This window comes from Mesorhizobium sp. B2-1-8 (assembly GCF_006442545.2).
Lineage (GTDB): Bacteria > Pseudomonadota > Alphaproteobacteria > Rhizobiales > Rhizobiaceae > Mesorhizobium.
Genome location: NZ_CP083952.1, coordinates 625,362 through 651,487 on the forward strand (window position 1 = coordinate 625,362; position 26,126 = coordinate 651,487).

Consider the following 26,126-nt stretch of genomic DNA (forward strand, 5'->3'; position numbering starts at 1 on the left):
GCACTGCCGCCTACCCCACGAGTCTGTCGTCGTCACCGACATCGCAAGGGATCCGCAGGGGGATTTTCGCGACCTGGTATTTACCATACCGGCTTCATGCTCGGCGTCTTTGACTTGTATTCGATGGCGGTGTGCGGGCACGGAGGGCCGACAGCACTCTCGCTTTAGTTCAAAGTTGCCATTTGGATCGTTACAGATAGGTAAGAATTATAAGGATATTACTCTTACCCGGATTCTTTGCAAAACGCGGAGATACGAAATGTCGCGTTCAAGATTCCCGGTTGACCAGCTGGCCCAGTCATTTTCCAAGGACGATGCCGACGCCGTGCGCCTGGTGCTCGACGCGGTCCCTCATCCGATATTCATCAAGGATCACCAATCCCGTTTCGTTGTTCTGAATCGTGGCATGTGCGAGTTCATGGGGCGTTCCCACGAGGAGCTAATCGGCAAGACGGACTACGACTTCGTACCGAAGGAACACGCGGATGTGTTCCGGCGCATTGATCAACTGGTGCTGGAAACTGGCGAAATCAACGAGAACGAGGAGATCATCCGCGGGCCGCAAGGTGTGATCCGCACAGTTGTGACGCGCAAGGCGCGGGCGTTGCTGCCGACCGGTGCCCGTTTTGTGGTCGGTAGTATTACGGACATTACCAAGCTGAAGCAGCACCAAGCCTCCCTGCAGCTCCTGTTCGAGGAGAATCCGCTGCCGATGTGGGTATTCGACCTGGAAAGCCTGCGCTTTCTGGACGTCAACCAGGCCGCCATCGAGCATTATGGCTACACACGCGAGCAATTCCTCTCCAAGTCGATCCTCGACATCAGACCTCGCGAAGATATCGAGGCGTTCCATCGCATCGTCGGCACCGGACAAGGCTCCTACCAAACCGGGCGCAGCTGGCGTCACATCAAGGCGGACGGCAGCCTGATCGACATCCTCGCCTATTCCAAGCCGATCGACTATGACGGCCGCGCGGCTTTCATGGTCGCTGTCATGGACGTGACGGAGCGGAAGCGGGCGGAAGACGACCTTCGGCGCACCAGGGAGTTCCTGGACACAGTCATCGAGAACATTCCGGTCATGCTCTTCGCCAAGGAGGCGGGACAGCATCGCTACGTCCTGATGAACCGGGCGGGCGAGGAACTGCTCGGTATCCCTCGGGCGGAGCTGATCGGCAGGACCGACGCCGAGCTGTTTTCGCCAGAGGAGGCCGAGTCCTTCTTCATTCGCGACCAGGAGGCTTTGCGCTCCGGTTCCGTGCAAATCGCCGCGGAAGAGAAGATCCCCACGCGACACAAAGGCGTGCGCGACCTCGCAACCCGACGGCTGGCTGTCGAGAGCCAGGATGGCACGTCGAAATACCTGCTTACGGTCGCGGAAGACATCACCGAGCGCAGGCGAGATGCCGCGCGGATCGCCTACATGGCCACACATGACGTGCTGACCGACCTTCCCAATCGAGCGGCACTCGTCGAGCAGCTCGAGTTCACGCTCGAACGGGCGAGCTCCGGGCGCGAGTCGTTTGCCGTCATGCGTCTCGACCTCGACGGCTTCAAGGAAGTCAACGACGTCTACGGACCGGGGGTGGGGGACGCTCTGCTTGGCCAGGTGGCGAAGCGCCTTGCCGTAACCGCGGGCAAGCACTTCGCTGCGCGGACAGGCGGCAACGGGTTCACCTTGATCGCCAGCGAAGGTCCGCATCCCGCGGTAGCTGTAGAGCTGGCCGACCGCCTGCTGGCAACGATCGCCGACGTTTTCGATGTCGAAGGCCACACACTGCGGGCTGGGCTCAGCATCGGTATCGCCTTCTTTCCTGACGATGCGACCGACGTCACAGCTCTTTTGAGCAATGCTCAGGCAGCGCTTGATCGCGCAAGAGCCGATGGCCGTAGTGTCTTCCGGATATTCGAAGCCGACATGGATCGCAAGCTGCGCGAACGCCGTGCTCTCGAACAAGACTTGCGATCCGCACTGGCAGGTGGCGAATTATTCCTGCACTATCAGCCGCAGGCGGGCATGTCCGGCGAAATCGTTGGGTTCGAAGCTCTGATCCGGTGGTCCCACAAGGACCGAGGGATGATCCCACCCGCCGAATTCATTCCTGTGGCCGAAGAGAGTGGACTGATCGTGCCCATTGGAGAATGGGTGCTGCGGGAGGCATGCCGAGAGGCGGCTGCGTGGACCAAGCCTGTCCAGGTTGGCGTCAATTTGTCTCCCGTGCAGTTTCGCCAGGGCGATCTGCCTGGCCTGGTGCATTCGGTCCTGCTGGAGACGGGGCTCGATCCAAAGCGGCTGGAGCTGGAAATAACCGAGAATGTGCTGTTCGACGACTTCTCGCGGGCAAGTTCGATCCTCAGGCGCCTGAAATCGCTCGGCGTGAAGATCGCCCTGGACGACTTCGGAACCGGCTATTCGTCGCTTTCCTATCTTCAGTCTTTCCCCTTCGACAAGATCAAGATCGACAAGTCCTTCGTTTGGATGATCGAGAAGAACCCGCAATCGGCCGCCATAATTCGTGCGATCGTGGGGTTGGGACGAGGCCTGTCGATGCATATCATCGCGGAGGGCGTCGAGACATTGGAGCAGTTGACCTTTCTTAGCGAAGAGGGCTGCAATGCTCTGCAAGGCTACCTGATCGGCCGCCCTTATCCAATTGAGGCATACGCGAATGAGGTCGGCAGACCCGCAGCGCTGGCGGGCAGCGCGCGCCCTCGCCGCAGACGGTAATCGAGGCGAGAGGGAACCCTTCTCTCCCCGAATCCTCACGGGCGGACGCGGATGATCGTTTTCCCCGCGCGCCGCTCAGTCGAATTGAACGTGGCGACAGCATCATCGAGGCTTGAGACCTTGCCGATGTTCGTCCGCAGTCTTCCGTCCCGGACCCGCTGAACTATCTCGGATAGTTGCGCGTGATCAGCCTCGACGACGAAGTCGATCGCCAGGCCATCTGCGGGTCGAACATCCGTTGGTCCGACGACTGTCACGAGCGTTCCTCCGGCCCGGATCAGAGTTGCGGACCGCTTCTGGATATCCCCGCCGATGACATCGAACACCAGATCGATCCTGCCGACGTCCTCCAGGGAGTCGTTCCCGAGGTCGACGAATTCATTTGCACCGAAGTCGAGCGCCTTCTGACGGTCGGCGGCGCGGCCGGTGCCGATGACATAGGCGCCGGCTTCCCGCGCAAGCTGCGTCACGACCGAACCGACGGCGCCGGCCGCGCCATGCGCAAGCACGCTCTGTCCTGCCCGAAGGCGGCCATGCTGAAACAGACCCTGCCATGCGGTCAGGCCCGAGATCGGCAGACTCGCGCCCACCGCGAAGTCGACATCGCCGGGCAGTGGCGCGAGATTGCGTGCTTCCATGGCGACGTACTCAGCAAGTGTGCCGTCGCGATGCCAGTCCGACAGGCCGAACACCCGTTGACCGATTGACAGCCCCGTGGTGCCGTAGCCAAGCGCGGAGACCACACCGGCCAATTCATGGCCGAGGATCGATGGCGTCCGGTCACGGAAGGCCCGATCTGCCCAGGTCGAAGGCCACTCCAGTTCGGTGTTGACGAAGCCCGCCGCATGAACCTGTACGACGACGTCGTTTATCGCTGCCTGTGGCTCGGGCCGCTCCACCAGCTTCATTCCGGCCGTTCCCGCGGCCTGGTCCGTCACGACGATCGCTTTCATGGGAATTGTCTCCTCAGTGATTTGTTGGTTCGAGATAAATTGCAGGGGTGCAAGGTCTTTTCGATCTCTCACGCCTTTGGCTATCGGCTCGACGCCTTCCGCGACGTCCTTGATGTTGATGCCGACGAGACATCTGGCGGGCGCTTCATAGCCATAAGCTCCATCACATCATGCGGATCATCTGCCGACGAGATGGCAATCGTCAGCCATTTTCCGTCGATGTATGTTTTTGTTTCATCGTAGAGTTCGACCAATTGCCAAGTTCCATGGATCCGTTCCGGACACATGGGTTACGGTTTGTACCGGGTAACACTTTTGACCCGAACTGTTTTTGGAGCCTGACTTGACCACAACCACCACCAGGCGCGCCCTGATCACCGGCGCCGGCGCTCTCGATGGCATCGGCTTTGCCATTGCCCGCCGGTTTGGCCAGGCCGGGCATGCGGTTTTCCTGACCGGCGCCAGCGTACGGGTGCTGGAGCGCGCCGTCGAGCTTCGCGGCGAGGGCATCGATGCCACGGCCGCGGTCGCCGATCTCACCATTGCCGCGGAGGTGGAGCGGCTGCGGGCCGAGGTCGGCGCTGTCGATATCCTGGTCAACAATGCCGGCATGGGATCGCTGGCCTCGCCGTCCGTCGACAAGACGTTCCTGGCGATGAGCGAGGCCGAGTGGGACCAGGGCATCGAGACCAGCTTGAAGACGGCGTTTCTCGTCACCAGGGCGTTTCTGCCGGCGATGGTCGAAACGGGGTATGGGCGCATCGTCAATGTCGCATCGGTGACCGGGCCGCTGGTCTCCTACCAGGGCACCGCCGCCTATTCCGCGGCGAAGGCCGGGATGGTCGGCCTGACCCGGACATTGGCGCTGGAAGTGGCGCGGCACGGCGTCACCGCCAATGCCGTGGCGCCTGGCTGGATCGAGACAGGGGCGTCGAGCGAGGCGGAGCGGATAGCGGCCCGGCATGCGCCGCCGGGCCGCGCCGGTCGGCCGGATGAGGTCGCGGCGGCGGTCGTGTTCCTGGCCTCCGAGAGCGCCAGTTACATCAACGGCGCCTTGCTGGTGGTGGACGGCGGCAACAGCCTCGAGGAACGCAAGGGATAGACCTCGCGGCCTTATGCCTGGATGGATTTCGACCCTCAGACGTAATTCCTTCCACCCGGAATGAACCGTGATCTCTCTCGGGTGAAATTTCCTCGCGGCCAGTCTGGACCCGCCAGGCACCTTCCCGCTTGACTCAATCATCAGTCTGCACTAATCATAAGTCATGACTGTTGATAATGCACAGCTTGCCGCCCTGGGCGATCCGACCCGAAGGCAGATTTTTGAGCTGATCGCGGAGCGGCCGCGCTCGGTGGCGGAGGTCACGCGGCAGGTCAGCGTGTCGCAGTCCGCGGTGTCGCAGCATCTGAAAGTGCTTCGGGATTCACGGCTGGTGCGCGCGGAGCCGAAGGGCGCCAGCAACGTCTACCACATCGATCCGCACGGGCTTGGCCAGATGCGCGCCTGGCTCGACCGTTTCTGGAGCAAGACGCTCGCGGCCTACAAGCTGGCCGTCGAGACCCCATCAGAGGAGTGACCATGAACACCCAGATCCCCATCGCGTCGGTAAAACAGTCCGTCGTGGTCGAGGCGCCGATCGAGCGCGCCTTCAAGGTTTTCACCGAGGATTTCGGCAGTTTCAAACCGCCAGAGCACAATTTGCTTGTAGCCGAGATCGCCGAGACGGTGTTCGAGCCTCGGGTCGGCGGCCACGTCTATGACCGCGGCGTCGACGGCAGCGAGTGCCGCTGGGCGCGCGTGCTGGCCTACGAGCCGCCCAACCGCGTGCTCTTGAGTTGGGACATCAGCCCGCAATGGCGCATCGAGACCGACCTGGCCAGGACCAGCGAGTGGGAGGTGCGGTTCACCGCCGAAACGGCTAAGCGCACCCGCGTCGAGATCGAGCATCGGAACCTGGAGCGCCATGGCCAGGGCTGGGAAGGCGTCCGCGACGCCGTCGCCGGCGATCAGGGCTGGCCGCTCTACCTGCAGCGCTATGTCGATCTGGTTGCACGGCAGGCCTGACCGCAGTTTGGCCCTTCGCCGGACGGGCGGTCAGGGCACCACGCCCCTGCACGCCCAGGCGACATTGGCGAACGACCTCGGCCCGTCCGGTCGCCCGGCCTGATAGGCATCGCGGACGGCAGCCTCGGTGCGCTCGCGCTCGGTTGCCTCCAGCGTGGTCATGTATTTTCCGAGCGGCCCTTCGCCGGCTGCTATCGGCGCCCAATAGTCGGCGAAGTCCTGGTAGTCCATGCGGATCATCAGCTCGGTTTCGGTCACGTCGGCCAGCCCCTGCTCCACGAAAGTCCGCTTCATCTCGCCGGGCTGCATCATCGGCTGGAAGCAATAGCGGCTGCGCAGCTGGCGCCCGCCTTCGCCGAGCGCGGCAACCGTGTCGATCATCATGCGCATGCCCGCCATGCCGCCGAGATGGTCCCACACCACGGCCGCGACCACGCCGCCCGCCCGCGTAACGCGGCGCATTTCGGCAACAGCCTTGCCGGCTTCCGGCACGAAGTGAAGCACCAGCAGCGCCAGCGCGCGGTCGAACGCATTGTCCGCGAACGGCAAGGCGGTGGCGTCCGCCTGCTTGATTTCGACGCGCGGATCGGTGTTGCGCCGCTTTGCCGCCTCGACGAAAACAGGTGAAAAGTCGATCGCCGCGATCGCCGCGAGCTCGGCGGATTTCGCCAGTTCGAATGTCAGGCTGCCGGTGCCGCAGCCGACATCGAGGATCTTTTCGCCAGGGGCAAGCCCGGCGAAGCCGATGAAGCTGGGCGCGAGCTTTCGACTCCAGCGGCCCATGAGTTGCTCATAGCCGGACGCGTCATGAACGGTGAAACTCGATGTCATATGCCCCTCCCCTTGGCTGGCGGCGCAGGCTAGACCTCAATCAGGATGAAGCCAAGACGCGGGGAGCACGGTGAGTGCCAGCATCCGGGCGAGCCAAAAAGGCCGACCGGCAGTTTTGCCGGTCTTTATGCGACGCCTTTGAGCGTCGCCACGCTTTCCTTCCCACCAGCCGCCATTCCAGCTTGGCGATCGGATAGCGCCCTCAAGACGAAGGAATATGTGGCTCCTCCACGAGGTAAAACCGGTCCTTCGGTGAGAAATCCGTCACCAGGAACGAAAATGAGGCGGTTTCGAGCGGGTCTACCTTGCCTTTGCGGAACAGCAGCCTGTCATAGGGCTCGAAATCGCGTTTGAATTCGGCGAAGCTGTCGGACTTGATCATGCCGTGCTCGCGCTCAGCCTGGTCGAATGACAGCCCGTCGCCATAATCGCTCGGCCTGTTCATGATCGACTGCAGCTCGAATTCGAATTCGATCCAGGCGTCACCGCTGTTGTTGAGGGCGACGATCTTCAGCGGCAGGAAGCCGGTCGTGTAGTCGCCGGAGGTTCCGAACGGCTGGATCTGCCTGGCGGCCCGTATGGTCAGCGTAACCGGGTCCGCCGTCTCCAGTTCCTCGGTGACCACGATCGGATCAGCGCGCGTTCCGGCGCCCCTGGCCGAGAGGATCCTGAAACCGCCGAGCTCGTCGGAGAACGAGTAGGCGCCGGCTTGGACCATCCTGGTCCCGTCCGCCTCGGCGCGCGGGCAGCTTGCGGCCAGCAAAGCCGCACACACCTGCACACAGCGCAAGCCTGGACCCGTCATGGTTCGAGTATGAACGACAATTCCCCTGCCGCATACTGGAATGACATGGCGTGAGGGGATGGCGGCCTATTGGCCGGCTGAAACAACGATGCTGCCTCAGCCCCCCACCCGCCCCACGCTCTCCCGCTCCACCAGCGGGCATTCCAGCTTCGTAATGGGATAGCGCCCCCGCCCCGCCACCGCGGGCGCTTCCAGTTGCTCGATCGCCCATTGGCCCATGGCCATATGCGGCAGGATCGAGGTGGTCAGCGGCGGGAACAGATGCCGGGCGATTTCCTCGTCGTCGTAGCCGACGACGGAAATGTCGGCGGGAATGTGCAGGCCGGCTTCCTTCAGCGCTTCGTAGCAGCCGATCGCGGTGCGGTCGTTCTGGCAGAAGATGGCGGTGGGGCGGTCCTTCAGGGCCAGCAGCTTGACGGTCGCGGCGTAGCCGGCGCTGGCCGACCAGTCGCCCTCGACCACCAGTTCGGGGTCGAACGGGATGTCGGCGGTGGCGAGCGCGCGGCGGTAGCCTTTCAGGCGGTCCTGCGCGGCCTGCATCCAGGGTTCGCCCGTGATGGTGGCGATGCGGCGGTGGCCGTGGCTGATCAGGTGCCGCGTCGAGCTCTGGCCGCCGGCGATCTCGGACGGCACCACGGCCGGGAAGGCATAATCCGACGTGTAGCAGTTGAGCAGGATCACGGGGATGTCGAGGCCGTAGAGGAAGTCGGGCGCCGTGATCTCGCGGGTGAAGATGGTCATGTAGATCAGCGCCGAGATGCCGCGCTTGGTCAGGGCTGCGATGGCGCGCGGCTCCATCACGGCGTCGCCCATGGTCTGCGCCACCAAAAGCACGTTGCCGGCATTCCACGAGGCCTGGCGCGCGCCCTCGATGGCGACGACGGCTTCCGGGCTGGTGGCCAGCTGGTCGACGGCGAAGCCGATCACGCCGTCAAGTCCATCGAAGGTCCCCTCGAAAGCGGTAGCGGGCTTGTTCAGCGCCGAGAAGGCAGGGGCGCTGTAGCCGAGCGCCCGCGCCGCCTCGATCACCCGCTCGCGGGTCTGCTGCGACAGGCGGATGCCCGGCGAATTGTTGAGCACGAAGGAAACCGTCGCCTGCGAGCAGCCGGCGGCACGCGCAATGTCGGTCATGGTGACGCGGCCCTTGGGCTTTGCCGCCGCCTTGCGGCGCTTCGCGGTTGCGGTGGCCGGATCCGTCGTCTCGCTCATGCAGCAGATGTCCCCCGATCCCCAGCCTGTCTAGCGACGGCCTGCCGGGCCGGCAAGATGGCATGACGCTGCCGATTCACGGTCGCATCGACTTCGTTTATAACTATTATCATACTTGCGGTCCATCGCTCGTGCAGGCTGGGGCCTCGAAAAATACCGAGATCGCAGGGCTCCGGCTTGATGTGCGGGGATCACAGCATCCGGCAAATCTGTCTGGAGATGGCCTCCTCGCACTGCCACGCCAATCCCGTGCTGATAGTGTTTACTAATACAAAAATGCGCTGTACCGTCAATCCACCGCATCCGACCCGGTCGGGTCCGGCTGCGGTGGGGAGTGTCTATGAATGGTCCGATGGCGAGCGGATATCTGCCTCCGCCAACCCTGTCTCGTACATGTGATATGTCAGACAAATCGGACTATTTACGAATGAAGAATGGTTGTCTAAAGTCCATGGCCGTGGCTGGGAACGACGCCAGTCCTTTCAGTGCCGGAACCCCTGAGGAGGAGGGGCGTCCAAGCCGCAAACGGCAATTCCAGTGTGCAAGACAATCCAGTGATCTAGTCCGGTCAGTCCTCCGACTGACCAAAACGGGAGGTTGAACATGAAATCCTTGATACGCAATGCATCCGTGGCCGCCGCGGCCCTGGTTGTCGGCCTTACGGCGACGGCCATCGCGCGCGCCGACGACAAGCCGACGCTGGCCTTCGTCGTCAACGGCGCTTCCGATTTCTGGAAAGCGGCCGAAGCCGGCGTCAAGAAGGCGCAGGGCGAACTGCCCGGCTACACGCTCGAACTCAAATATCCCGAACAATCCTCGGTCGCCATCCAGCAGCGGCTGATGGACGATCTGGTGACCGCCGGCGTAAAGGGCATCATGGTCTCGGCCGTCGATCCCAAGACCTCGACCGATGGTCTGAACAAGATCGCCTCGCAAACGGCATTGTTCACCACCGACAGTGACGCTCCCCAGACCAAGCGCGTCGCCTATATCGGCTCGTCCAATGTCGATGCGGGCAAGCAGGCGGCCGAAATCGCCAAGAAGGCGATGCCGAACGGCGGCAAGTGCCTGGGCTTCGTCGGCCTGCTCGGCGCCGACAATGCCAAGGAGCGCATCCAGGGCATGAAGGATGGCCTCGCCGGCACCAAGATCGAGCTCGTCGACGTGCGCGGCGACGACATCGACCAGGCGCGCGCCAAGAAGAATGTCGAGGATGCGCTGGTCGCCAGCCCCGACGTCACCTGCATGGTCGGCTTCTACTCCTACAACACGCCGCGCATCTATGAAGCGCTGCGCGATGCCGGCAAGCTCGGCTCGATCACCGTCGTCGGCTTCGATGACGATCCGATCACGCTGGGCGGCGTCAAGGAAGGCACCATTGCCGCCACCGTCGTGCAGCAGCCCTTCGAATGGGCCTATCAGGGAATGAAGCTGATGGCCGCCTATCTCAAGGGCGACAAGTCGGGCATCCCGGCCGGCAATCTGATCATCATCCCGACCAAGATCATCGGCAAGGATGATGTCGACGCCTATGCCAAAAATCTGAAGGCGATGGCTGGAAACTAAGACCACAGACAGTTCAGCCGGCTCAACTCGCTTGAGCCGGCTGTTCGCATTGACGAACCCTGCCGGGATCGTCAGTCTGCAGAACGGGCCGCTTTGGCTCACCGGCTGCTGTCAGGCATGATGAATTATTCCGACACATCCATCGCGGCGACCACTCCGTTCCTCAGCCTCGAGAACGTGCGCAAGACCTATCCGGGCGTCGTGGCGCTCGACGGGTTTTCCATGGAGGTCAGGCCGGGCGAGGTCATCGGCCTTGTCGGCGAGAATGGCGCGGGCAAGTCGACGCTTATGAAGATCCTCGGCGGCGTCACCACGCCTGATACCGGCACCATCACCGTCGACGGCACCGCCCACAAGGACCTGACGGTCGAAGGCAGCCTGGGTTCCGGCATCGCCTTCGTCCACCAGGAACTCAACCTGTTCGAAAATCTCGACGTCGCCGCCAACATCTTCTTCGGCCGCGAACCGCTGCGTGCCGGGCCGCTGAGGCTGGTCGACCGCGGGAAACTACGCGAAATGGTGGCGCCGCTGCTGAAGCGCGTGGGCGCCAATTTTTCCGCCGACACGCAGGTCGCGGATCTCTCGCTGGCGCAGCAGCAGATGGTCGAGATCGCCAAGGCGCTGTCGATCAAGGCCCGGCTGGTCATCCTCGACGAGCCGACATCGAGCCTGCCGCTCGCCGAAACCGACAAGCTGCTCGACGTCATCAAGGCGCTGAAGGCCGACGGCATCAGCGTCATCTTCATTTCGCACCGCCTGCACGAGATCGAGCGCGTCGCCGACCGGGTCGTCGTGCTGCGCGACGGCATGCTGGCCGGCACGCTGGGCAAGCGCGACATCAACCACGACCAGATGGTCAAGCTGATGATCGGCCGCATGCTGAAGGAACGCGAGAAGGCCTCCGAGGCCGCGCGAGCCCCTGGTGCCGTCGCGCTGTCGGCCAAGGCGGTCCGCACCCCCACCTACCCCGGCCGGCCGGTCGATCTCGACGTCAGGCGTGGCGAAATCCTTGGCCTTGCCGGCCTTGTCGGCTCCGGCCGCACCGAACTGGCGCGGGTGTTCTTCGGCATCGAAGCCAGCCTTGGCGGCACGCTGGAACTCAACGGCAAGCCACTTGCGCTGGCCAGCGCGGCGGACGCCGTCGCGCAAGGCATTTTCCTCGTGCCGGAAGACCGCAAGCTGACCGGCATCCTGCTCGACCTGTCGATCGCGCAGAATATTTCACTGCCCAATTTGCCCGCGCATGCGAAGCGCACGCTGGTCTCCAACAGCGCGGAAGTCGCTACCGCCGAGAAGCAGAAGAAGAATCTCGGCATCAAGGCGCCTTCGGTGCAGACGCGCACCGGCACGCTGTCGGGCGGCAACCAGCAAAAGGTCGTGCTCGGCAAATGGCTGGCCATGAACCCGAAGGTGATGATCCTCGACGAGCCGACGCGCGGCATCGACATCGGCGCCAAGGCCGAGATTTACGGGCTGATGCGGGCGCTGGCGGATGCCGGCGTCGCCGTGCTGATGATCTCCAGCGACATGGAAGAAGTGATCGGCGTGTCCGACCGCATCGCCGTCATGCATGAGGGCCAGATCTCGGGCATTCTCGACAAGGATCAGTTCAGCCAGGAAAACGTGCTTTTGCTCGCGGTGGGCAAGCCGGCAAACTAATGCATGCCGCGCAAAAGTGACCCTCGGTTTTGCGGCAACGGCATGCATAAACAAAAGCTGAAGCGCGCGACGCGCTTTAGCTAAGCGGAGACGACGATGACAAAGAAAGATCTCGGCCTGCTGATCCTGATCCTGGTGGTCGGAGCGGTCGTTGCCATCATCAATCCGCGCTTCCTCCTGCCGATCAATCTCGCCAACACCTCGAATCTCATCGGTCTGTTCGGCATTCTGTCGATCGGCCAGGCCTTCGTCATCATCACCGGCGGCATCGAGCTGTCCGTCGGCTCCGTCGTCGCGCTGCTCGGCACATTGTTCATCGACTTCATCGCCGTGCGCAGCATGGGATGGCCGATCGCCTTGGTGCTGATCCTGGTGCTCGGCGCCATCATCGGCCTGGCGCATGGCTGGCTGATCACGCGGCTCAAGCTGCAGCCCTTCGTCGTCACCTTGTGCGGCCTTTTGATCTATCGCGGCGTCGCGCGCTTCTACACCGCCGATGGCACCGCCGGTTTCGCCTTCGGCCAGAATTTTCCCGATCTCGAATTCCTGACCGCTGGCCGCTCTTGGGGCGTGCCGAACTCCTTCTTCGCGCTGATCGTCATCGCCATCGTCATGTGGGTGGTGCTGCACCGCTCGGTGTTCGGGCGCTATCTCTACGCCATCGGCAAGAACGAGGAGGCGGCGAAATATTCGGGCATCCGCACCGGCCGCGTCGTCATGGCGGCTTACGTCATCTGCGGCGTGCTGACGGCGCTGTCGGCGATCTATTTCGCCATGTACACGCGCTCGATCTCGCCGGCCAGCCATGGCCAGTTCTACGAGCTCTACGCCATTGCCGCCGCCGTGCTCGGCGGCTTCTCGCTGCGCGGCGGCGAAGGCTCGCTGATCGGCGTCATCCTCGGCACGGTGCTGCTGCAGGAATTGCAGAACCTGGTCAACCTGCTCGGCATTCCCTCCTCGCTCAACTTCGCGGTGATGGGTGGCGTCATCCTCATCGGGGTGCTGGTCGACCAGCAATGGGGCGTGTTCCGGGCGCGCCGGCGGATGGTCGATGCCGCCCGCAAGGGCGCGGTCGGCGCGGCAGCGGAATAAGTCCTCAACTACCTGCTGCTCGCGCGTGCGGCGCGGCGAACGCTTTGCAGAAGGATGGCGAGGCAGCCGACCAGCAGCAGCGCGCCGCCAACCAGCGGTGGCAGCGCCAGCAGCTTCACCGCCGCGGTGACGGCGGCCACCAGGACCAGTGCCAGCAGCGCCAGATTGCCGTCATCGACGAACATGCCGAAGAATTCGCGGGCAACGAGACGAATGACGTTCATCGGGCGAGCCCACCAGCGGCTGTGGGATTGGTGCCGCGCAGCCAGCGCACCATGGCGAAGGACGCCAGCGCGACGATGGCGAAGATGGCGAGCAGAGCAAGATCAGCACCCGGCCAGTCGGCGCCGATCCCCTCGCCGGTCCAGAAGATGCCGAAGCTGGTCAGCATCAGCCCGACCACGAATTTAAGCGCATTTTCCGGCACGCGCGCCAGCGGACGGTGAACCGCCAGGCCGACAAGCATCACCAGAATGAAGGCCGCCAGCGCGCCCATGCTGGCGTATAGCGTCTGCCCGTGCGCGGCGCCGACGGCAATGACGATGAACACCACCTCGACACCCTCGAGCAGCACCGCCTTGAAGGACGCCAGTCCGGCGAGGTAGTCGGCGCGCCGATCTCCGGCCTGCCGGTGCAGCGCGGCGGTTTCCTTGGCGAAAGCCGCTTCCTCGTCATGCAGGGCGATGACGCCGACGCTGCGCAGGATGGCCTTTCGCAACCAGCGCATGCCGAACAGGATCAGCAACGCCCCGACGGCGAACTGCAGCGTGGTGATCGGCACCAGCGCCAGCAGCGGCCCGAACGCCAGCACCAGGGCCGCCAGCACCGCCAGCGCCAGCGCGGCACCCGTCAAAGCCGGACGCCAGCTGCGTGTCACCCCCACCGCGAGCACTATGGTGAAAGCTTCGACGACCTCGACCAGGGAGGCGAGAAATGCCGCCGTGACTGTCGAGAGAATGGGTGTCAGTGTCTGCATCAAGGCTTCCTGTCTTGTCTCGTTCGACCATGATCTTTTTGGCCGGTCATTTCCAGCTTCGGGAGTGCGATCCGGGATCACTATGCGGTCAGCACCACACAGCGCTCCGGTGGCAACGAAAAGGCAAGCGCGGCGCCAATAGGCGGCGCTTCGGGCCAGTCGAGCCGTATGCGTTGTTGTCCGAGATCGACCGCCAGCCGCCAACATCGGCCCTGGAAAGCGCTCGACAGCACCTTGCCCTGCAATCGATTGCCGGGATAGGCGTCCGCCGGCCGGGCGTCCTCGGGACGGATGACCAGCATGCCTGAGCCGGATCGGGCGCCCGGCGTGCGCACGGTTTCGGCATCACTGTCGGCGATCCTGAAATGCTCGTCCCTTACCTGCCCGCGAACGATCGAAAAGCCGCCGATGAAGCCCGCCACGAAAGAATCGGCCGGCGCTTCATAGATGGCGCGTGGCGTGTCGAACTGGACGATCTCGCCTGCCCGCATGATGGCTATACGGTCGGAGACCGCCATGGCCTCCGCCTGGTCATGCGTCACATAGACGACCGTGATGGCTTCGCGGCGCACCATCTCCATCATCTCGATGCGCATGTCCTCGCGCAGCGCGGCATCGAGGTTGCTCAGCGGTTCGTCGAACAGCATCAGCGCCGGACGCGCCGCGAGGCAGCGCGCGATGGCGACGCGCTGCTGCTGGCCGCCGGACAATTCCGTGGGATAACGATCCTTGTAGGGAGCAAGGCGGGTGACGTCGAACGCATGGTTCACCCGCTGGGCTATTTCCTGCTCCGAAAGCCGCTGCGCGCGCAGGCCGAAGGCGAGATTGTTGGCCACCGTCATATGCGGCCACAGCGCATAGTCCTGGAAGACCATGCCGATCCGCCGCTTTTCAGGAGGTACGACCGACGTCTCGCTCCATACGACCCGTCCGTCCAGCGTGATCGATCCCTTTTCGGGTGCGACCAGCCCGGCGATGATGCGCAGAAGCGTGGTCTTGCCGGAGCCGCTGGCACCGAGAAGCGACACCACTTCGCCGGCATCGATCTTGAGGTCCAGGTCGGTCAGGATGGGGCGCCCGCCGAGCGACTTGCAAATGCCGGCACAATGCAGGGATGCGGTCATGACAAGGGTTCCACTCCGACGGTCTGGTGGTGGCCCGCATCGACAAGCGCCGCACTCCGGCGCGGTCTGACGAACCGCCGAAGCGGATACCAGACCAGCGCGGCACCCATGCCCGCGGCCGCCATGGCGACCAGCGCGATCGCCGAGGCCAATCCGTCCCGATCGTGGCTGAACAGCTTCAGGATGAGCGTCGGCGCCGGCGGGCCGCTCCGGGGAATAAGCATTTGCGAGATCGGCAGTTCGAACACGGTGCGGATGAACGTCAACAGGAAGGCCGTCACCACGCTCAGCAGGATCAGCGGCAAGGTAATTGCCAGCAACCGGCGGGTCGCCCCGACGCCGTGCAGGCGCGCCGCATCCGTCAAGCCTGGCGCCAGCTGGCCGATGGCCGAAAGGATCACCACCAGACAGTAAGGAAGCGCTGCCGCGACATAGCCCATGACCAGCAGCGAGCCATCGCCATAATGGGGAAAGGGCCAGTCGCGGAAACCCGGCAAGCGATTCCAGACAAGGATATAGCCGAAGCCGAGCACGATGCCCGGTATGGCCACCGACCCCAGCGACAGGCCGATGACGGCGCTGCGCAGAACCGGGCCCGCGCGGTCGAGTTGCGCCGACAGGAGCAAGGCGAGGGAACTGGCGATAAGGGCTGTCAGCCCGGCATAGAAGAGACTGCGCAGCAAGCCGTCATTGGCCGCGGTGTTCAGGCTGAGCGCCGCCACCATACTGGCCGCGGTGAAATTGCTCCAGACGAGCCCGTGGCCCAGCGTCTGCGTCAAGGCGCGGGCCGCGATCGCTGCCAGCGGCAATGCCAGCGCCAGGAAGGCAATGGCAAGGGTCGCCGCCATGGCGAGCCAGCGCCATTTGCCGAGATCGTACAACCTAGCCGGCCTGGCGCGGCCCGAAATCAGGCGCGGATCGGCGCGGCGGCGCAACAGCCGGTCCGCCACCACGACGAGCAGGACGAGGCTGAGCAGAACGAGCGCCTGGGCGCCGGCGGCGGGAAAATCGACCGGATAGTCGCTTGCGGCGGCGTAAATGCCATAGGTCAGGACACCAAAATTCGACATTCTGGCGATGGTCGAGGCCAAGCCGAAGTCTGACAGCACCTCGGCGAAGGTGGCGATGAAGCTCAAGGCGATGGCCGGCGCCAGCAAGGGGCCGTTGATGCGCAGCCAGATCCTGAGTGGAGCGGCGCCGGAGAGCCGCGCTGCATCCTCCAGTTCGCTGCCCAGTCCGGCCAGCGCGCTGCCGATGATGAAGGCGGCCAGCGGAAACAGGCTGAGCGTGTGGACGAACACCAGGCCGGTCAGGCCGAAAAACGCGGAGCCCAGCGAAGCAGGCAGCAGCCCGAATTGAGCCAGGTAACCACCGGAAGACATCAGCAGCACCCAGGCGAGCGCCTTCAGATAGGACGGTGTCAGGAAAACCAGCCATGGCACCATTGAAATTGCTGTCCGGCCCGGAATGTCGCAGCGCTGGACGAGCACCGCGAAAGCGCCGCCCAGCGCCGTCGTGGTGCAGGCGACGAGCATGCCGAGCTCAAGCGAATGCAGGACCGAGCCCGCGACATAGGGAGAATTGAATACACGGGCCAAGGGCTCGAGGCTCAGACTGTTGCTGGCGTCTTGCGCGGCAAACAGGCCGGGCATGACCGTCTGGACCAGCACCAGGGCAAGCGGCAATCCGATCAGCAAGGCAAACACGGCGTAGACGGCAAATGGCCCGCCGTGGCGAGCGAGCGTCGACAGGCGGCCTAGCGGCGGCTTTCCTGCGCCAACGCCGCGGGCAAAGGCCGCGGCGTTGGAATGCTGGAGGATCGTCATTTCCCAAACAGCCGGATCACTGGACGAAACTGGCCTTGTACCACTGCTTCCACTCGGTCTCGTGAGCCGAGGCCACGGCATCGTCGAGATGCGTGTAGGTGATGTTGGTCTCGCGGCCTGGCTTGGCGTTGATGCCCTTGATGATCGGGATGTAGAAGAAGTCGGTGTCGTCGCCATTCTGCATGGCGGCCTGGCCTTCGGCACTGGTGACGAAGTCGATGAATTTCCGGGCCGCGTCCATGTGCTGGGTCTTGGCGCTGATGCCGAGGCCTTGCGGCAGGGATACCGAGCCCTCGCTGGGGTAGACCGCGACGACGGGTTCGCCGGCGGCGATCTTTGAGAAGATGGCGCTGTCCTGGTTGATGCCGACGGAGGCATCGCCGGTCAGCACGGCCTTGTTCACCTTGCCGCCGCTCGACAGGCCGGACAGGGACTTGTTGGTCAGCGTCTTGGCCAGGAGAGCCTTGCCGGCATCGAGGCCGTTGGTCTGGAAGAAGCCGGCCAGCCATTGATAGGCCGGTCCCGACAGGTTGGGATCCTTGGCCGCGACGCCGCCGGCGAAGGACTGAAGATCGGCCCAGGATTTGGGCATCTTGCCGGCTGGCACTTTCTTGGTGTTGACCTCGATGGCCGTGGTGCTGGTGCCGGTCGGCAGGAAGGCGTGGCTTTGCGGGATCAGCGACTTGCCGAGATCGGTGAAGGCCACCTTGTCGTAGGCGGCGGCGGGAATGGCCTGCAGCACATGATCTGCCGCCATCCGCTCCATCACGGCGGAGCCGTCGACCCAGACGATGTCGAATTGCGGATTGCTGCCTTCGGCGGCGATCTTGCCCAGCGTCTCGCCTGTGCTGCCGGGTTCGACGACATCGACGGTGAGGCCGGTCTTGGCCTGGAAGGCCTTGGCCACCGGGCCGGCGAAGTCGAGCGCGTCATAAAGCACGAGGTCGGATGCCGAGGCAGGTGCTGCCATGGCAAGCGCACTCAAGCCAATTGCCAAATAGAAACTTGTACGTACGTTCATCTTGCTCTCCAGTAGATTTTCCATGGGCACAGTAAGTTCCGTCGTATCATGTATGAACAGATTGAATGTTTTGTGTCGTCTGCAGAGTTTCTTAATTTTTATTATATTTATTCTTACGTATGCCCCGCTTTATCCAGGCCTTGTCGATCGATCCCCGAACCGTGCTCAGCCGCTCGAGGGCATCAAAGGCGGCTTCGCTGTTTCGTTTCGCCAGCCCGATGATCATCGCCTCGATGAGGACGATCGTGCCGCCATGCATGGCCAGGTGATCGGCCTTGCCGCGCGGAACCGGGAGGCTCTCCGCCACCTTGCCGGGAACCAGCGGAGCCAGATTGTCACTGATAAGCACCACCGGAATGTCGAAACGCGCGGCATGGTCGAGCACGACTTCCACCTCGCGATAGAGCGGCGCGTAGGCCATCATCATCACGGCGTCGCCCTTGCCGAGCCACAGCAGGCGATCGGCGAGCGCAATTCCCGATACCGACAGCGCGCTGGTCGGCAGGCCGATCCGGTTGAACTGCAAACTGGCATAGTCGGCCATGGCGCCCGATGGACCTATGCCGAAGACATGGCGGCGGCTGGCCCGCGCCAGAATGTCGACGCTGCGCTCGAAAGCCGCCGCCATCTCCGGACGCTTGAGCACGTCGAGCACGCTGTCATGGAGGTCGATCACATGCCGCAGTGCCCCGGCACTGTCGTCGCCGGTCTCCTGCAAGGTGCGCGCCAGGCGCTTGCCTGGGGATGGCGTGCCGGTCAGGTCAGACAACAGCATCTGGCGAAGCGCCGAGAGGCTGTCGAATCCAAGCGAGCGCGCCGTCCGCACGACGGTCGCATCGCTGGTGCCGGCGAGTTCTGCGATCTCGGCCGCCGACCCCAGCAGGACCGACTGCTTCTGGTCGACGAAGAACCGCGCCATGCGCTGCTCGGCCGGCGGCAAGCTTTCGAGTACCGCCTGAACACGGGCATCGACCGTCATCCTTCGGTCTTCCGAGGCATCATAGGTCATGGTGGCCGGCCCGCTCGCTCGTCTGTAGTGATTACAACGGGGGCCACAATCCGAAATGTCTGTTACAGGGATGTGACGGCGGCCGTCAGGCCCACGCGACCATGTCGCTGCTCAAAGATAAGCAGCCACGGACCGCTGCAAGCAGCGGTCGCGGCATCGTGATGTGCCGAAATCGGAGCTGGAGGATCTTGGCTTAGATCAGACCCGACATGTCGGAGAAGGCCATCGCCTTGCGCAGCAGCTCGGCGAAGCGTTCGCCGGCCACCTCGCGCGGACCGCTGTTGTCGATCGAGGTGACGCCGGGGCCGGACAAGGTCACATTGGCGCTGCGCGCAAGCCGCGCCAGCACTTCGCCGCGCGACTCGCGGCCGCGCATCGCCAGCCGCTCGGCCAGTACCTCGGGCGAAGCGGTGATCTCTACGATCGCCAGATTGGCATAGCGTTCGCGCAGAGTGGGGATGATCGCGCGCGACACGTTGGCCACGACAACGTGTCCGTTGGAAACGGACCAGTCGACATCGGCAGGCAGGCCATAGCGCAGGCCATGCGCCTCCCAGGAGATAGCGAAGGCGCCGTCGGCATCGGCCTCGGCGAAGGCGGCATCGGCCAGCGTGTCGTGATCCTCGCTCGCCGCATCGCTCGGCCTGGTGATGACGCGGCGCACGAACTCCAACTGCGTCTCGTCGGCGAAGAGCGCCTTGGCGTAGCCGATCACCGTGTCCTTGCCGGCACCGCTTGGGCCCACGACAGCGACAAAGACGCCGTGACGGATCGGAAAGGTTTCGGCGGACAGTTCGCGCTCGATCAAGGCCGACACCATCATGCCACCCGGCGTCCCTGCCGCCAGACGGTGCGCACGACCGGAACATGATCGTCGACTCGCACGCGCACCAGATCGGCGCGGCGCCCCTGCTCGATGACGCCGCGATCATCAAGGCCGACCGCCTGCGCCGGGTTCTTCGAAACCATGGCGACGGCCTGCGGCAGCGAAATGCCTTCGACCATGTCGCCGAGGAAGAAGGCCGACTGGATCAGGCTGAAGGGGATGTAATCGGACGACAGGATGTCGAGCAGGCCGTCACTGGCCAAGGTACGGGCCGAAACATTGCCCGAATGCGAGGCGCCGCGCATGACATTGGGCGCCCCCATCAGCACGCCGAGCCCGGCGGCCTTCGAGGCCCGCGCCGCTTCCTCGGTGGTCGGGAACTCGGCAACCCGCACGCCCTGCTCGATGGCCTCGTCGACATGGGCCGACGTGGCGTCGTCGTGGCTGGCGAGCACGATGCCGCGCTCCTGGCAGGCGGCGGCGATGAAGACGCGGTTCGGCCCCGAATTCTGCGCCGATTCGGTCATCCGCTTCTCGCAGAATTTCTGGAAGTCGCGATCCGAGAGTTTCAGCTTGCGCTGATAGTAGTAGGCATAGGTCTCAAGGTTGACGAACTGGCGCTGGCCCGGCGCATGGTCCATCAGCGATGCCAGCCTGACCCGCTCGTCGCCGTCGAAATTGGCGAATGCCTTGAGGCAGTCCGGCGCCGAGACCTCACAGCGAAGATGCAGGAAGTGATCGGCCCGCAGACGATCCTGCGCGACGCTGTCCTCGATCGCGTCGGCCAGCTTGCGGATATCGTCCAATGTCAGGTCGGCGTCCTCGTCCATGCCGACGCGCAAGGCATCGAGCACGGTGGTGATGCCGGCGGTCGCCACCTGCGCGTCATGCGCAAGCACCGCGGCGATCGGGTTCCAGCGCACTTTCGGCCGCGGCGCATAATGGCCCTCGAGATGATCGGTGTGGAGTTCGACCAGCCCTGGAATGATGAAGTCGCCGCCCATGTCCTCGCCGATGCGGCCAGTGCCAGCATCGATGCCGGCGACAAAGCCGTCGCGCAGCACCAGCGACCCTTCGACGATCTCGTCGGCAAGTACGATGCGGGCGTTGGAAAGGACAGTTTCGGTGGTCATTTTAGGCTAGTCCTTGGCTCTTGCGGTCGGGTTGGTTCAGGCGATCTTCCGGGCCGGGCGGCGTCCGAGCGCGTGCTGGGAAAGCACCATGAATGGCGCACCGGGTTCGGGTTCGACAAACAATGTCAGCGCATCCACCAGCACGGGCTGGCGCAACACATCGGCGAAAAGGCTGTCGATCGCGGTGCGCAGGCGAGGGCTTTCCTGTGGTCCGGCCCGGCCGGACAGGGTCATGTGGAAGCGGAAGGTTTCGAAGACATAGGGGTAACCCCATTGACAGAGATTGCGAAACTCGGCCGGCTTCAGCGAATCCGGGCTGCGCCGGTCGATCTCGGCATCGCTCAACGGCGCGCGAAACCGGTCGAAATCGCGCACGACGTCGTCGGCGAAGCGGTTGAGCGGAGGCAGCGGACCGTCCGGCACCAGCGCGAAGAAGCTGTCGATCTGGCTGACGACCAGGCGCGGGATCGTCACGACAGGCGTCACCTCGGCAAAATGATCGAGCGCCGCTCGCAGCGAAGCCTCGGTCTCGTCGGCAGCCAGGCGGAAAGGCGCTTTCAGCGTGGCGTGAAAGCCATAGCGGCGCGCCGAAGCGGTGTGGAAGGCCACTTCCGCCGCCGCCAGGTCGGCAACGGCCTCAACCGGCCTGGTCGCGGCACCAAACGGGTCGCGGCCCAGCCAGTTGGCGGCAATTCGCGCCAGCGGCTCGTCCTGCCTGGGAGTGAAATAGATGGCATAACGCATCGGAAGTCCTCGTCAGAAGGTTGCCATAGGTGATTTCCATGACGGATTGACGAAGCTTTGAAGGGTTTTCGAAGGCAAATCGACCCTCAGGGTTGTTAGCCGACGATTTTTCCAAGCTGGACCAACAGGTTCAGCCGGAAACGCAGAACGGTCAGGCCTTCATCAACCATTCGTGCTCGGGCGCGTTGTGGAATTTCCACGTCCGCTTCGGCCCGGCCATCACATTGAGATAATAGAGGTCATAGCCGTGGCAAGCGGCGCAGGGGTGATATCCCCTGGGCACCAGCACCACGTCGCCGTCCTCGATCGCCATGGCTTCATCGAGCGCGCGCTGGCCGTCCTTGTCGGCATCGGTGTAGACGCGCTGGAAGGCAAAGCCCTGCGGCGGGTTGAGGCGGTGGTAGTAGGTTTCCTCGAGATAGGATTCGGCGGGCAGGTTGTCCTGGTCGTGCTTGTGCGGCGGATAGCTCGACGTGTGGCCACCGGGCGTGATGACCTCGACCACCAGCAATGAGTCGGCCGGCTGGCCCTCCGGCAGGATGTTGGTGACGTAGCGTGTGTTGGTGCCCTTGCCGCGCACCTCCTGGCCGAGATCGTCCGGTCCGATCACCCGGACCGGCAGGCCGCCGCCAAGACCGGGCGCCGAGCACACGCCAAGCTCCAGCTCGGTATCGGCTGTCACCGACCAGTCAGATCCCTGCGGCACGTAGACGGACCACGGCTTGCCCTCGAAGGGCGACATGCGCTCGCCGAGCAGGCCGAGATCCTTGCCGCCGGCTTTGGCGGTACCCTTGCCGGTCACGAACACCAGGCAGACCTCGCGGTCGTCCGTCTTTCCAGAGGCGCTTTCGCCCGGCTTCAGCCGATGCAGGTCGAAACCGACATAGGTCCAGCCGGCGCTTTTCGGCGTCACATGAGCGACGCGGCCATGGCCCTTGTCGGCTTTGACGAGCAGTTTGGACATTTTGTCTCTCCTATTGCAGTGGCTTGACGGGTTGCAGCTTGTCCAAGCCGACGATTTCACCGGTTGTTCAAAAGGATCATCGCAGACGCCTCAGATTGGCCGAGGCCCTCTCAACTTCGTCATCCTAGGGCGAAGCAGGAGCGAAGCTCCGTCGCGGAGACCCTAGGATCCATTCCGTGACCTCGGTCGAAGGATGCAGCGGAGCGGAATTCTGCACCGTCGCAACGCTTCAATCCAACGGCATGGATCCTAGGGTCTGCGCCGCGTCGCTGCGCTCCTTGCTCCGCCCTAGGATGACGAGGCAAGGAGCATTTCGGCCAATCACCAACGTATGGATCCGTTGCGCACGTATCTTCTTCCATTATTCCTTGGGTTCGACGGCGCCCTTGGGTTCCTCAGGCGTCGCCTTCGCCTCCTCCACCGGCTTGTAGAGATAGAAAAACTGCCAGGCGCCGTAGCCGGCGAAACCGAGGGCAATGACGCCCCAGAACGGCGTGCCGGTGGCGAATTCGATCACCGACCAGATCAGGCAGACCGCGACGACGGCGATGCGCCGCCAAAGCGGGCGGAAGAACGGGTGTTCATAATCTTTCATCGCGCCATCCGAAATTCAGCAATCTGTCCTCAGATAGACCGGGCGTCACGGCGAATCCAGCCTTCAGGCATTCGGAAAACCTTGTGTCTCGACCGTGTAGCCGGCTAATGTCATCACCCGCATCAGCTCCTTGTAGCCGACCTGCGCCATCTTGAGCGGCGGGTTCTTCCTGGGATCCTGCTCGGCCTCGACCACGAACCAGCCCTCGTAGCCGTGATCGGCGAAGCGCTGCACGATGGCGCCGAAGTCGAGCGAACCGTCGCCCGGCACGGTGAAGGCGCCGAGGGCCACCGCGTCGAGGAAGGACTGCTTCGTACGGTCGAGTTTGTCGATCACATCCATGCGCACGTCCTTCACATGGACATGGCTGATGCGCTTGTGATGGTTGTCGATGGCGCGCAGCACATCGCCGCCGGCAAACGCCAGATGGCCCGCATCGAGCAGCAGAGGGATGCCTTCGCCGGAATGGCGCATGAAGGCATCGAGCTCCGGCTCGGTCTCGACCACGGCCGCCATATGATGGTGATAGGACAGCGGCATGCCTTGTTCCGCACACCATTCGCCGAATTCGGTCAGGCGCCTTCCATAGGCTTTCATCTCGTCACCGGTGAGCTTCGGCTTGGTCGCGAGCGGCTTGGAGCGGTCGCCCTGGATCGAGCGGCCGACCTCGCCATAGACGATGCAGGGCGCATCGACCGCCTTGAACAGGTCGATCATCGGCTGGATGCGGTCCCTGTTGGCAGCCATCTCCTCGTCGACCAGAGTGCCCGAAAACCAGCCGCCGCATAGCGTCACGTCGGCGGCTTTCAGGATCGGCAGCATCACCTTGGGGTCGTTGGGGAAGCGGCGGCCCATTTCCATGCCGGTGAAACCGGCCGAACGCGACTGGCGCAGACATTCCTCCAGCGACACGTCATCGCTGAGTTCGGCAAGATCGTCGTTCCACCATGCAATGGGGGACATGCCCAGTTTGGCTTTCAAGTCGTCACTCCGGTGCTAAAAACAGTTCATTTCTTGTTCGTTTGGAGCCGCCCCTCATCCGCCTGCCCGTCCTCCGCAGCAGCTGCGGAGGGTGGACCGGCACCCTTCTCCCCGTATAGGGACGGGGAGAAGGAAGAAGCTCCGGCGCCGGCGTCAATCGCCGATGGTCTGCATCTGCCGCTTCTCGTCGTAGGCCTTGCGCGCCGCGTTCACCTGGCTGCGCGCCGACACTTCCGGCACCGCTACGTCCCACCAGTGGCCGCCGGCATCGGTGGAAACCAGCGGATCGGTGTCGATGACCAGCACGGTGGTGCGGTCGTTCTTCTTGGCCTTCTGCAACCCGTTCTCCAGCTCGGCGATCGACGGCACTTTCTCTGATATCGCGCCCATGCTCGCCGCATGCGCGGCAAAGTCTACGTCGGGCAGGACCTCGTGACGCGAGTCCTTCAGAAGATTGTTGAAGTTGGCGCCGCCGGTCGCCATCTGCAGCCGGTTGATGCAGCCAAAACCCCTGTTGTCGAGCAGCACGATGGTCAGCTTCAGGCCGAGCATCACCGAGGTGGCGATCTCGGAGTTCAGCATCAGATAGGAACCATCGCCGATCATGACGACGACCTCCTCGTCGGGCTTGGCCATTTTGGTGCCGAGCCCGCCGGCGATCTCGTAGCCCATGGTCGAGAAGCCGTATTCGGCGTGATAGGAGCCGGGCGCGCCGGCCTGCCAGAGCTTGTGCAATTCGCCCGGAAGGCCGCCTGCCGCGTGCAGCAGCGTCACGCCGGAGCCCATGGCGCGCTGCACGGCGCCGATCACCTGCGCGTCGGAGGGGAAAGCGGCGTTGGTCGATGCCGTCACCTTGGCCGCATCGGCCTGCCAGGCCTTCTTGCCGGTGGCCGCATTGTCGGTCCAGACGTCAGGCGCCTTCCAGCCTTTCAGCGCGGCGGCGAGTTCCGCGAGCCCTTCGGCCGCGTCGGCGACCAGCGGCAGCGCCCGGTGCTTGCCGGCATCCAAGGGCTGCACGTTGAGCCCGATGATGGTCTTGCCGGAATTCTTGAACAGCGCCCACGAGCCGGTGGTGAAATCCTGCAGGCGCGTGCCGATGGCGAGCACGACATCGGCCTCTTCCGCCAGCCGGTTGGCGGCCGAGGTGCCGGTGACGCCGACCGCCGCCATGTTGAGCTTATGATCGTCCGGCAGCGAGGACTTGCCGCCTTGCGTCTCGCAGACCGGAATGCCGGCGCCTTGCGCGAACTTCGCCAGTTCGTCGGAAGCCTGCGAATAGAGAACGCCGCCGCCTGCAATGATCAGCGGCTTCTTCGCGCCCTTGAGCGCGGCGACGGCCGCCGCCAGTTCGCCACGGTCCGGACGCGGCCGCCGCTGGCGCCAGACCTGCTCGGCAAAGAAGCTCTCGGGATAGTCATAGGCCTCGGCCTGCACATCCTGGCAGAGCGACAAAGTCACCGGGCCGCATTCGGCCGGGTCGGTCAGCACCTGCATGGCGCGATTGAGCGCCGGGATGATCTGTTCCGGCCGCGTGATGCGGTCGAAATAGCGTGAGACCGGACGGAAGCAGTCGTTGACCGTCGCCGTTCCGTCGGAAAAATCCTCGGCCTGCTGCAGCACCGGATCGGGAATGCGGTTGGCGAAGACATCGCCCGGCAGAAACAGGACGGGCAACCTGTTTACATGGGCAAGGGCGGCCGCCGTCACCATGTTCAGCGCGCCGGGGCCGATCGAAGAGGTCGCGGCCATGAAGCGGCGGCGGAAATTGGCCTTGCCATAGGCGATCGCCGCATGCGCCATCGCCTGCTCGTTGTGGGCGCGGAAGGTCGGCAGCTCGTCGCGCACCTGGTAGAGCGCCTCGCCGATTCCGGCGACGTTGCCATGGCCGAAGATCGCCCAGACACCGCCGAAAATCGGCATCGTCTTGCCGTCGATCTCGGTCATCTGCCGGGACAGGAAGCGGGTCAGCGCCTGCGCCATCGTCAGGCGGATTGTCTTGCTCATGGTGTTTTCCTCCGC

24 protein-coding genes and 1 pseudogene are annotated in these 26,126 nt (G+C 63.9%); 7 read left to right on the plus strand and 18 right to left on the minus strand.

Annotated features, from left to right (window positions below):
* The first annotated feature begins 325 nt into the window (after positions 1 to 325).
* Positions 326 to 2,728: an EAL domain-containing protein gene (locus tag FJ970_RS02980; protein ID WP_227792013.1), complete on the plus strand. Its 2,403-nt coding sequence runs from the start codon at positions 326 to 328 to the stop codon at positions 2,726 to 2,728.
* 35 nt (positions 2,729 to 2,763) lie between these two features.
* Here FJ970_RS02980 and FJ970_RS02985 read toward each other — a convergent pair whose 3' ends face one another.
* Positions 2,764 to 3,681 carry an NADP-dependent oxidoreductase gene (locus FJ970_RS02985; RefSeq protein ID WP_140758772.1) on the minus strand — a complete coding sequence of 306 codons (918 nt, stop codon included), beginning with the start codon at positions 3,679 to 3,681 and terminating at the stop codon, positions 2,764 to 2,766.
* An 80-nt stretch (positions 3,682 to 3,761) separates the two neighbouring features.
* Positions 3,762 to 3,938, minus strand: a pseudogene (locus FJ970_RS02990) (DUF3788 family protein); the annotation flags it as partial.
* Between the two features lie 86 nt (positions 3,939 to 4,024).
* On the opposite strand from FJ970_RS02990, the gene FJ970_RS02995 reads away from it, so the two are divergent.
* The 3 genes from FJ970_RS02995 to FJ970_RS03005 all read left to right on the plus strand — a co-directional run bounded on the left by FJ970_RS02995 (position 4,025) and on the right by FJ970_RS03005 (position 5,746).
* A complete protein-coding gene (locus tag FJ970_RS02995; protein WP_140758773.1) occupies positions 4,025 to 4,783 on the plus strand; it encodes an SDR family NAD(P)-dependent oxidoreductase in 759 nt (252 codons plus the stop codon).
* Between the two features lie 163 nt (positions 4,784 to 4,946).
* Complete coding sequence (locus tag FJ970_RS03000) at positions 4,947 to 5,258, plus strand: ArsR/SmtB family transcription factor (RefSeq protein WP_140758774.1); 312 nt, start codon at positions 4,947 to 4,949, stop codon at positions 5,256 to 5,258.
* Positions 5,259 to 5,260: 2 nt separating this feature from the next.
* A complete protein-coding gene (locus FJ970_RS03005; protein ID WP_140758775.1) occupies positions 5,261 to 5,746 on the plus strand; it encodes an SRPBCC family protein in 486 nt (161 codons plus the stop codon).
* A gap of 30 nt (positions 5,747 to 5,776) precedes the next feature.
* Here the strand turns inward: FJ970_RS03005 and FJ970_RS03010 are convergent, their stop codons facing one another.
* The 3 genes from FJ970_RS03010 to FJ970_RS03020 form a co-directional block, all read right to left on the minus strand.
* Positions 5,777 to 6,577 (minus strand): class I SAM-dependent methyltransferase, encoded by an 801-nt coding sequence (locus FJ970_RS03010; protein WP_140758776.1) that lies wholly within the window; start codon positions 6,575 to 6,577, stop codon positions 5,777 to 5,779.
* A 202-nt stretch (positions 6,578 to 6,779) separates the two neighbouring features.
* Entirely contained in the window at positions 6,780 to 7,295 is a 516-nt protein-coding gene (locus FJ970_RS03015) for a hypothetical protein (protein WP_224616752.1), read from the minus strand.
* A gap of 183 nt (positions 7,296 to 7,478) precedes the next feature.
* A complete protein-coding gene (locus FJ970_RS03020) occupies positions 7,479 to 8,591 on the minus strand; it encodes a LacI family DNA-binding transcriptional regulator (RefSeq protein ID WP_181178586.1) in 1,113 nt (370 codons plus the stop codon).
* A gap of 603 nt (positions 8,592 to 9,194) precedes the next feature.
* Here FJ970_RS03020 and FJ970_RS03025 point away from each other — a divergent pair.
* From FJ970_RS03025 to FJ970_RS03035, 3 genes are all read left to right on the plus strand, one after another.
* Positions 9,195 to 10,157 (plus strand): sugar-binding protein, encoded by a 963-nt coding sequence (locus tag FJ970_RS03025; protein WP_140758778.1) that lies wholly within the window; start codon positions 9,195 to 9,197, stop codon positions 10,155 to 10,157.
* Positions 10,158 to 10,277: 120 nt separating this feature from the next.
* Positions 10,278 to 11,816: a sugar ABC transporter ATP-binding protein gene (locus FJ970_RS03030; RefSeq protein WP_140758857.1), complete on the plus strand. Its 1,539-nt coding sequence runs from the start codon at positions 10,278 to 10,280 to the stop codon at positions 11,814 to 11,816.
* A 96-nt stretch (positions 11,817 to 11,912) separates the two neighbouring features.
* The gene (locus FJ970_RS03035; protein ID WP_140758779.1) at positions 11,913 to 12,908 is read left to right on the plus strand and encodes an ABC transporter permease; all 996 of its coding nucleotides are present in this window, start codon (positions 11,913 to 11,915) and stop codon (positions 12,906 to 12,908) included.
* Between the two features lie 8 nt (positions 12,909 to 12,916).
* On the opposite strand, the gene FJ970_RS03040 is transcribed toward FJ970_RS03035, so the two are convergent.
* The 13 genes from FJ970_RS03040 to iolD form a co-directional block, all read right to left on the minus strand.
* Complete coding sequence (locus tag FJ970_RS03040) at positions 12,917 to 13,132, minus strand: hypothetical protein (RefSeq protein ID WP_140758780.1); 216 nt, start codon at positions 13,130 to 13,132, stop codon at positions 12,917 to 12,919.
* A complete protein-coding gene (locus FJ970_RS03045; protein ID WP_140758781.1) occupies positions 13,129 to 13,884 on the minus strand; it encodes a COG4280 domain-containing protein in 756 nt (251 codons plus the stop codon). Before FJ970_RS03045 ends, FJ970_RS03040 begins: the two co-directional genes overlap by 4 nt.
* Positions 13,885 to 13,964: 80 nt before the next feature.
* Positions 13,965 to 15,008, minus strand: coding sequence for an ABC transporter ATP-binding protein (locus FJ970_RS03050; protein WP_140758782.1), 1,044 nt, complete (start codon positions 15,006 to 15,008; stop codon positions 13,965 to 13,967).
* A complete protein-coding gene (locus FJ970_RS03055; protein WP_181178588.1) occupies positions 15,005 to 16,834 on the minus strand; it encodes an ABC transporter permease in 1,830 nt (609 codons plus the stop codon). The genes FJ970_RS03050 and FJ970_RS03055 overlap by 4 nt, the downstream gene beginning before the upstream one ends.
* 16 nt (positions 16,835 to 16,850) lie before the next feature.
* Positions 16,851 to 17,855 carry an ABC transporter substrate-binding protein gene (locus FJ970_RS03060; protein ID WP_181178590.1) on the minus strand — a complete coding sequence of 335 codons (1,005 nt, stop codon included), beginning with the start codon at positions 17,853 to 17,855 and terminating at the stop codon, positions 16,851 to 16,853.
* 91 nt (positions 17,856 to 17,946) lie between these two features.
* Positions 17,947 to 18,834 (minus strand): MurR/RpiR family transcriptional regulator, encoded by an 888-nt coding sequence (locus FJ970_RS03065; protein ID WP_227792014.1) that lies wholly within the window; start codon positions 18,832 to 18,834, stop codon positions 17,947 to 17,949.
* Between the two features lie 223 nt (positions 18,835 to 19,057).
* Complete coding sequence (phnN, locus tag FJ970_RS03070; RefSeq protein WP_181178592.1) at positions 19,058 to 19,687, minus strand: phosphonate metabolism protein/1,5-bisphosphokinase (PRPP-forming) PhnN; 630 nt, start codon at positions 19,685 to 19,687, stop codon at positions 19,058 to 19,060.
* The gene (locus FJ970_RS03075; RefSeq protein ID WP_140758786.1) at positions 19,684 to 20,823 is read right to left on the minus strand and encodes an alpha-D-ribose 1-methylphosphonate 5-triphosphate diphosphatase; all 1,140 of its coding nucleotides are present in this window, start codon (positions 20,821 to 20,823) and stop codon (positions 19,684 to 19,686) included. The genes phnN and FJ970_RS03075 overlap by 4 nt, the downstream gene beginning before the upstream one ends.
* A 36-nt stretch (positions 20,824 to 20,859) precedes the next feature.
* Positions 20,860 to 21,567, minus strand: a complete 708-nt coding sequence (locus FJ970_RS03080; protein WP_140758787.1) for a DUF1045 domain-containing protein — start codon at positions 21,565 to 21,567, stop codon at positions 20,860 to 20,862.
* Positions 21,568 to 21,718: 151 nt separating this feature from the next.
* Positions 21,719 to 22,531 (minus strand): 5-deoxy-glucuronate isomerase, encoded by an 813-nt coding sequence (gene iolB / locus FJ970_RS03085; RefSeq protein WP_140758788.1) that lies wholly within the window; start codon positions 22,529 to 22,531, stop codon positions 21,719 to 21,721.
* A gap of 361 nt (positions 22,532 to 22,892) precedes the next feature.
* Positions 22,893 to 23,126: a DUF3329 domain-containing protein gene (locus FJ970_RS03090; RefSeq protein ID WP_140758789.1), complete on the minus strand. Its 234-nt coding sequence runs from the start codon at positions 23,124 to 23,126 to the stop codon at positions 22,893 to 22,895.
* A gap of 63 nt (positions 23,127 to 23,189) precedes the next feature.
* Positions 23,190 to 24,107: a myo-inosose-2 dehydratase gene (iolE, locus tag FJ970_RS03095; RefSeq protein WP_140758790.1), complete on the minus strand. Its 918-nt coding sequence runs from the start codon at positions 24,105 to 24,107 to the stop codon at positions 23,190 to 23,192.
* A gap of 153 nt (positions 24,108 to 24,260) precedes the next feature.
* Complete coding sequence (gene iolD / locus FJ970_RS03100) at positions 24,261 to 26,111, minus strand: 3D-(3,5/4)-trihydroxycyclohexane-1,2-dione acylhydrolase (decyclizing) (protein ID WP_140758791.1); 1,851 nt, start codon at positions 26,109 to 26,111, stop codon at positions 24,261 to 24,263.
* Between the last annotated feature and the right edge of the window lie 15 nt (positions 26,112 to 26,126).

What these genes read in the sequence shown, in the direction of transcription:
- FJ970_RS02985 (WP_140758772.1), bottom strand. Translation starts at nt 3,681, where the DNA reads ATGAAAGCGATCGTCGTGACGGACCAGGCCGCGGGAACGGCCGGAATG.
- FJ970_RS03000 (WP_140758774.1), top strand. Translation starts at nt 4,947, where the DNA reads ATGACTGTTGATAATGCACAGCTTGCCGCCCTGGGCGATCCGACCCGA.
- FJ970_RS03005 (WP_140758775.1), top strand. Translation starts at nt 5,261, where the DNA reads ATGAACACCCAGATCCCCATCGCGTCGGTAAAACAGTCCGTCGTGGTC.
- FJ970_RS03010 (WP_140758776.1), bottom strand. Translation starts at nt 6,577, where the DNA reads ATGACATCGAGTTTCACCGTTCATGACGCGTCCGGCTATGAGCAACTC.
- FJ970_RS03015 (WP_224616752.1), bottom strand. Translation starts at nt 7,295, where the DNA reads ATGGTCCAAGCCGGCGCCTACTCGTTCTCCGACGAGCTCGGCGGTTTC.
- FJ970_RS03020 (WP_181178586.1), bottom strand. Translation starts at nt 8,591, where the DNA reads ATGAGCGAGACGACGGATCCGGCCACCGCAACCGCGAAGCGCCGCAAG.
- FJ970_RS03025 (WP_140758778.1), top strand. Translation starts at nt 9,195, where the DNA reads ATGAAATCCTTGATACGCAATGCATCCGTGGCCGCCGCGGCCCTGGTT.
- FJ970_RS03030 (WP_140758857.1), top strand. Translation starts at nt 10,278, where the DNA reads ATGAATTATTCCGACACATCCATCGCGGCGACCACTCCGTTCCTCAGC.
- FJ970_RS03035 (WP_140758779.1), top strand. Translation starts at nt 11,913, where the DNA reads ATGACAAAGAAAGATCTCGGCCTGCTGATCCTGATCCTGGTGGTCGGA.
- FJ970_RS03040 (WP_140758780.1), bottom strand. Translation starts at nt 13,132, where the DNA reads ATGAACGTCATTCGTCTCGTTGCCCGCGAATTCTTCGGCATGTTCGTC.
- FJ970_RS03045 (WP_140758781.1), bottom strand. Translation starts at nt 13,884, where the DNA reads ATGCAGACACTGACACCCATTCTCTCGACAGTCACGGCGGCATTTCTC.
- FJ970_RS03050 (WP_140758782.1), bottom strand. Translation starts at nt 15,008, where the DNA reads ATGACCGCATCCCTGCATTGTGCCGGCATTTGCAAGTCGCTCGGCGGG.
- FJ970_RS03055 (WP_181178588.1), bottom strand. Translation starts at nt 16,834, where the DNA reads ATGACGATCCTCCAGCATTCCAACGCCGCGGCCTTTGCCCGCGGCGTT.
- FJ970_RS03060 (WP_181178590.1), bottom strand. Translation starts at nt 17,855, where the DNA reads ATGAACGTACGTACAAGTTTCTATTTGGCAATTGGCTTGAGTGCGCTT.
- FJ970_RS03065 (WP_227792014.1), bottom strand. Translation starts at nt 18,834, where the DNA reads ATGACGGTCGATGCCCGTGTTCAGGCGGTACTCGAAAGCTTGCCGCCG.
- phnN (WP_181178592.1), bottom strand. Translation starts at nt 19,687, where the DNA reads ATGATGGTGTCGGCCTTGATCGAGCGCGAACTGTCCGCCGAAACCTTT.
- FJ970_RS03075 (WP_140758786.1), bottom strand. Translation starts at nt 20,823, where the DNA reads ATGACCACCGAAACTGTCCTTTCCAACGCCCGCATCGTACTTGCCGAC.
- FJ970_RS03080 (WP_140758787.1), bottom strand. Translation starts at nt 21,567, where the DNA reads ATGCGTTATGCCATCTATTTCACTCCCAGGCAGGACGAGCCGCTGGCG.
- iolB (WP_140758788.1), bottom strand. Translation starts at nt 22,531, where the DNA reads ATGTCCAAACTGCTCGTCAAAGCCGACAAGGGCCATGGCCGCGTCGCT.
- FJ970_RS03090 (WP_140758789.1), bottom strand. Translation starts at nt 23,126, where the DNA reads ATGAAAGATTATGAACACCCGTTCTTCCGCCCGCTTTGGCGGCGCATC.
- iolD (WP_140758791.1), bottom strand. Translation starts at nt 26,111, where the DNA reads ATGAGCAAGACAATCCGCCTGACGATGGCGCAGGCGCTGACCCGCTTC.